Source organism: Streptomyces sp. NPDC051913, from assembly GCF_044593635.1.
Lineage (GTDB): Bacteria > Actinomycetota > Actinomycetes > Streptomycetales > Streptomycetaceae > Streptomyces.
Genome location: NZ_JBIUCI010000011.1, coordinates 313,380 through 319,379, shown reverse-complemented (window position 1 = coordinate 319,379; position 6,000 = coordinate 313,380). Strand labels below are relative to the sequence as shown.

Annotated in this window: 4 protein-coding genes; all 4 read right to left on the bottom strand. The window is 71.1% G+C overall.

The features are described 5' to 3' along the window. Nucleotides 1–192 precede the first annotated feature (192 nt). Nucleotides 193–1,482, bottom strand: a complete 1,290-nt coding sequence (locus ACIHIX_RS31245) for a citrate synthase (protein ID WP_399961982.1) — start codon at nt 1,480–1,482, stop codon at nt 193–195. Nucleotides 1,483–1,632: 150 nt separating this feature from the next. Continuing rightward, nucleotides 1,633–3,933 (bottom strand): ATP-dependent RecD-like DNA helicase, encoded by a 2,301-nt coding sequence (locus tag ACIHIX_RS31240; protein WP_399961980.1) that lies wholly within the window; start codon nt 3,931–3,933, stop codon nt 1,633–1,635. A 55-nt stretch (nt 3,934–3,988) separates the two neighbouring features. Beyond that, nucleotides 3,989–4,594: a hypothetical protein gene (locus tag ACIHIX_RS31235; protein ID WP_399961978.1), complete on the bottom strand. Its 606-nt coding sequence runs from the start codon at nt 4,592–4,594 to the stop codon at nt 3,989–3,991. Between the two features lie 180 nt (nt 4,595–4,774). Then, a complete protein-coding gene (locus ACIHIX_RS31230; RefSeq protein WP_399961999.1) occupies nt 4,775–5,908 on the bottom strand; it encodes an MFS transporter in 1,134 nt (377 codons plus the stop codon). Nucleotides 5,909–6,000: the final 92 nt, after the last annotated feature.

Here is a 6,000-nt window from a genome sequence, read left to right as displayed (position 1 = left end):
AACCCCCGGACCCCCGGCCGACCCCTCGGGCATCCCGCGCCGCACACCGGAAGACCCGACAGGCGCAGCCGAAGCCAGGAGGGCCGATCGGCGGCGGGCATCGATCAAGCAGGGCCCGACCGACGCGGGCCAAGCCCAGGAAGACCGACCAGCAGCAGGGCGCCGATCAAGCGACGCCCCCACCGGCAGGTGTCAGCGCTCCTCGACCGGGATGAAGTCGCGCTCGACGACGCCCGTGTAGATCTGGCGCGGGCGACCGATGCGGGAACCCGGCTCCTTGATCATCTCGTGCCACTGGGCGATCCAGCCCGGGAGGCGGCCGAGGGCGAAGAGGACCGTGAACATCTCGGTCGGGAAGCCCATCGCGCGGTAGATGAGGCCCGTGTAGAAGTCGACGTTCGGGTAGAGGCTGCGCGAGACGAAGTAGTCGTCGGAGAGCGCGTGCTCCTCCAGCTTGAGCGCGATGTCCAGCAGCTCGTCGGACTTGCCGAGCGCGGAGAGGACGTCGTGCGCCGCCGCCTTGATGATCTTCGCGCGCGGGTCGAAGTTCTTGTAGACCCGGTGGCCGAAGCCCATCAGCCGGACGCCGTCCTCCTTGTTCTTCACCTTGCGGATGAAGGAGTCGACGTCACCGCCGGAGGCCTGGATGCCCTCCAGCATCTCCAGCACGGACTGGTTGGCACCGCCGTGCAGCGGGCCCCACAGCGCGTTGATGCCGGCCGAGATGGAGGCGAACATGTTGGCCTGCGAGGAGCCGACGAGGCGGACCGTGGAGGTCGAACAGTTCTGCTCGTGGTCGGCGTGCAGGATGAGGAGCTTGTCGAGCGCGGCGACGACGACCGGGTCGAGGTCGTACTCCTGGGCCGGCACCGAGAAGGTCATGCGCAGGAAGTTCTCGACGTAACCGAGGTCGTTGCGCGGGTAGACGAACGGGTGACCGATCGACTTCTTGTACGCGTACGCCGCGATCGTCGGAAGCTTGGCGAGCAGCCGGATCGTCGAGAGGTTGCGCTGCTTCTCGTCGAACGGGTTGTGGCTGTCCTGGTAGAACGTGGACAGCGCGGAGACGACCGACGACAGCATGGCCATCGGGTGCGCGTCGCGCGGGAAGCCGCGGTAGAAGTTCTTGACGTCCTCGTGCAGCAGGGTGTGCTGCGTGATGTCGTTCTTGAAGACGGAGAGCTCGTCGACGGTCGGCAGCTCGCCGTTGATCAGCAGGTACGCCACCTCGAGGAAGGTGGAGCGCTCGGCCAGCTGCTCGATCGGGTAGCCGCGGTAGCGGAGGATGCCCGCCTCGCCGTCGAGGTAGGTGATGGCGGATTTATAGGCGGCGGTGTTGCCGTAGCCGCTGTCCAGGGTCACCAGACCGGTCTGGGCGCGGAGCTTGCCGATGTCGAAGCCCTTGTCGCCGACGGTGCTGTCGATCACCGGGTAGGTGTACTCGCCATCGCCGTACCGCACTACTACAGAGTTGTCGCTCACGTCATCCCTCACCGACGTTGTGCCTCTTCTTCGAGGTTGCCCTGACTGTCTCTACCATCCCCCATTCGGCGCAGAAGAGTGCACTGGGGGTCGACCATTGGGCCTATTGGCGGCACTCAGTGCCGCCAACTTGCCCATCCTGCCCCTCCCCTACCCGGTTCCGGAAGGGCTCTGTGACCTAGGTGACTCATTTGATCGATCATTTTTTGATGAGAGCCTGAAGTCCAGTGCCGTGCAGCGCCGCCCCGCCGACACCGTGCGCACCGCCTGGCCGATCGCCTTGCGTGAACCGACCAGCACGACCAGCTTCTTGGCCCGGGTGACCGCCGTGTACAGCAGGTTGCGCTGGAGCATCATCCAGGCCCCGGGGGTGACCGGGATCACCACCGCCGGATATTCACTGCCCTGGGAGCGGTGAATGGTCACCGCGTACGCGTGGGCCAGCTCGTCCAGTTCGTCGAACTCGTACGGCACCTCCTCGTCCTCGTCCGTCAGCACCGTCAGGCGCTGGTCGACCGGATCGAGCGAGGTGACCACGCCCACGGTGCCGTTGAAGACGCCGTTCTTGCCCTTCTCGTAATTGTTGCGAATCTGGGTGACCTTGTCGCCGACCCGGAAGACCCGGCCACCGAACCGCTTCTCCGGCACATCCGGACGGCCGGGCGTGATGGCCTGCTGCAACAGACCGTTGAGATTGCCGGCGCCCGCGGGGCCTCTGTGCATCGGCGCGAGCACCTGGACGTCCCGGCGCGGGTCGAGCCCGAACTTGGCCGGAATCCGACGGGCCGCCACATCCACCGTGAGCCGCCCGGCCTCCTCCGTGTCGTCCTCGACGAAGAGGAAGAAGTCCTTCATGCCGTCCGTGACGGGATGCTGCCCGGCGTTGATCCGGTGCGCGTTGGTCACCACCCCGGACTGCTGCGCCTGCCGGAACACGCGCGTGAGACGGACGGCGGGGACGGGGCTGTCGTCGGCGAGCAGATCCCGCAGCACCTCGCCCGCGCCGACGGACGGCAGCTGGTCGACGTCTCCCACAAAGAGCAGATGCGCCCCCGGCGGCACCGCCTTCACCAGCTTGTTGGCGAGCAGCAGGTCCAGCATGGAGGCCTCGTCCACGACCACCAGATCGGCCTGGAGCGGGCGGTCCTTGTCGTAGGCCGCGTCACCGCCCGGCTTCAGCTCCAGGAGGCGGTGGACGGTGGAGGCCTCGGCGCCGGTGAGCTCGGCGAGGCGCTTGGCGGCGCGGCCGGTGGGGGCGGCGAGCACGACCCTGGCCTTCTTGGCGCGGGCCAGCTCCACGATCGAGCGGACCGTGAAGGACTTGCCGCAGCCCGGGCCACCGGTCAGGACGGCGACCTTCTCGGTCAGCGCCAGCTTGACGGCGGCCTCCTGCTCGGGCGCGAGGTCGGCGCCGGTGCGGTCCTTCAGCCAGGCGAGCGCCTTGTCCCAGGTCACGTCCCGGAAGCCCGGCATACGGTCCTCGCCCGTGCGCAGCAGGCGCAGCAGCTGGGCGGCCAGGGAGAGTTCGGCGCGGTGGAAGGGGACGAGGTAGACGGCGGTGACCGGTTCGCCGTGCTCCCCGGGGACCTTCTCGCGTACGGCGCCCGGTTCGCCGGTGTCCTCGTCCGGCTCGGTGAGCTCGGCCAGGCACTCGATGACCAGGCCGGTGTCGACCTGGAGCAGTTTCACCGCGTCGGCGATCAGCCGCTCCTCGGGGAGGTAGCAGTTGCCCTGGTCGGTGGCCTGCGACAGCGCGTACTGGAGGCCGGCCTTCACGCGCTCCGGGCTGTCGTGCGGTATCCCGACGGACTGGGCGATCTTGTCGGCGGTGAGGAAGCCGATGCCCCAGACGTCGGCGGCGAGCCGGTAGGGCTGGTTCTTCACGACGGAGATGGAGGCGTCGCCGTACTTCTTGTAGATGCGCACGGCGATGGAGGTGGACACCTCCACGGTCTGGAGGAAGAGCATGACCTCCTTGATCGCCTTCTGCTCCTCCCAGGCGTCGGCGATCTTCTTGGTCCGCTTCGGGCCGAGGCCGGGCACCTCGATGAGCCGCTTGGGCTCCTCCTCGATGATCCGCAGGGTGTCCAGGCCGAAGTGCTGGGTGATGCGGTCGGCGAAGACCGGCCCGATGCCCTTCACCAGACCCGAGCCGAGGTAGCGGCGGATGCCCTGGACGGTGGCGGGCAGGACGGTCGTGTAGTTCTCGACGGTGAACTGCTTGCCGTACTGCGGGTGGGAGCCCCAGCGGCCCTCCATGCGGAGGGACTCGCCGACCTGGGCGCCGAGCAGCGCGCCGACGACGGTGAGGAGGTCGCCGGCGCCCCGGCCGGTGTCCACGCGCGCGACCGTGTACCCGTTGTCCTCGTTGGCGTAGGTGATTCGCTCCAGCACGCCTTCGAGGACGGCGAGTCGCCGCTCGCCCGTCGCGTTCCCCGCCTGTTGAGCCATGATCCGACGGTACCGGTGCGGTATGACAACGGCCGGGGTTGTCCACAGGTGGGGCTCATCGGTGCGGGGAGCGCAGCACGTCGCGCATCGTGCCCTCGGCGGCGCTGGCGTGCCCGCGGGCGGACCGGGCGAGTGCGCGGAAGCCGTCCCACTCCACCGGGGGCCGGGTCAGATCGCGGCGGCGCAGATACCGGTCGGTGGCCCGCTGGGTGTGGCGCAGGACCCGTAGCGCGTCGCTCGGCCGTCCCGAGCCCATCGGTTCCAGCACCTTCCCGGGCACGAGCAGCCAACCGTCGTCGGTCTGCCTCAACTCACCGCGGACCAGCGCGTTCCGCATCCGGTTGAGCTGGTCGTCGTGCCGGTGCACCAGCAGCGAGGCGGGCCCCGGCACGACCGCGTGATCGTCGGGCGGGCTCACCACGAAGCCGCCGACCGTGGGCGCGGTCCGGGTGCGGGCCAGTACGGGCGCCCCGGAGGCGTCGCGCGCCGCGAGGACCGCCGTGGGATGGCCGGCGAGCTGCTCCGCACCGGGCAACGGAGTGCCGTCCGGCCCGGCGGACACCTTCAGGAAGGGGGGCGCCGTGGCGGAGCGCGCGATCACCCGCTCCGGGGTGACGGTGACGACGAGCCGCAGGTAGTACCAGTCCATCAGCCGCCGCATCGATCATCTGCTGCCCCTGCGGGAGCAGTTCGCCGGGACGGCCGGCGGGGCCTACGCGACGCGTCCCCTCGCCCGGGCCCTCGGGGACCTGTGCCGGTTCCTCGGCGAGGAGCGGCACGCGGCCGACGCGTACGCCGCGGCCGAGCGGGGGGCCCGTGCGTGGGGGTGCGCGGACAGGCCTCAGGTGAAAGGCCTCCTGTCCCCGGCGAGCACGACCCCGACGGCGGCCAGCAGCGCGGCGAGCGCCGCGAGGGCGGTGCCGGTCCAGCCGACGGCTTCGAGCAGCGGCGCCGCGATCGTCGTGCCGACGGCTCCCACCGTGAAGTACAGCACCAGGTAGACGCTGCTGAGGCTGCCGCTCCGGTCGGGGTCGAGGGCCATGACGCGGCTCTGGTTGGCCGCCTGGGCGGCGAACGCGCCGGCGTCGAAGAGGGCCAGGCCGAGGGCGGTGGTCAGGGGGCTGTCCAGGCCCGTGGCGAGCAGGGCGGTGCCGGTCGCGGCGGTCAGCAGGGAGGCCGTGATCACGGTACGGGGGCTGTGGCGGTCGGTGAGGCGGCCGGTCAGCGGCAGGGTGACGAAGCCGAGGAGGCCCGCCAGGCTGTAGAGGCCGATGGCGGTGGGGCCGAGGGAGTACGGAGGGCGGCCGAGGGCGAGGGCGAGGCTGACCCAGATCAGGTTGAAGGCGAGATACCACAGGCCGCCGGCGGCCACCGCGCGGCGCAGGCCGGGGTGTCGGCGCAGGAGGCGGGGCAGTGCCTGGACCGCGGCCAGGTAGGTGCCGCGCGCGGGCGGCCGTTCCCCCGGCAGCAGCCTCGCGACGGCCGTCGCGCACAGCACCGCGGCCGTGGCGAAGACCAGCAGCATCGCCCGCCAGCCGAGGGCGTCCGCGAGGGCCCCGCCGACGAGGCGGCTGAGCAGGATGCCGGCCGACATCCCGGCGGCGACGGTGGCCACGGCCCGCGCGCGGCGTCCCTCGGGGGCGAGGCGGCCCGCGATGGTGCCGGCCTGCGCGGCGGCGCCGGCCGTGGCGCCGATGAGGAGGTAGGCGGCGAGGAGCACGCCCGCGCCGGGGGACGCCGCGGCCAGGACGAGGGCGGCGGCGAGGGCGGTGAGCTGGGCGGCCAGCAGACGGTCGGGGGCCACGCGGTCGGCGAGCGGGAGCAGCAGCACGAATCCGGTCATGCAGCCGAGGAGCGCGGCGGTGGGGATCAGGCCGATCACCGACAGGGGGACGTGGAGCTGGGCGGCGACGTCGGTGAGCGCGGGCTGGATCGCGTAGTTGTTGGCGATCGCCGTGCCGGCGACGACGGCCAGGAGGAAGGGACGGCCTCGGGGAGCGGGTCCGGGCGCAGGTGCCGGTGCGGGCCCGGTTGTGGGAGCGGGTCTGGGTGCAGGCGCGGGTGCAG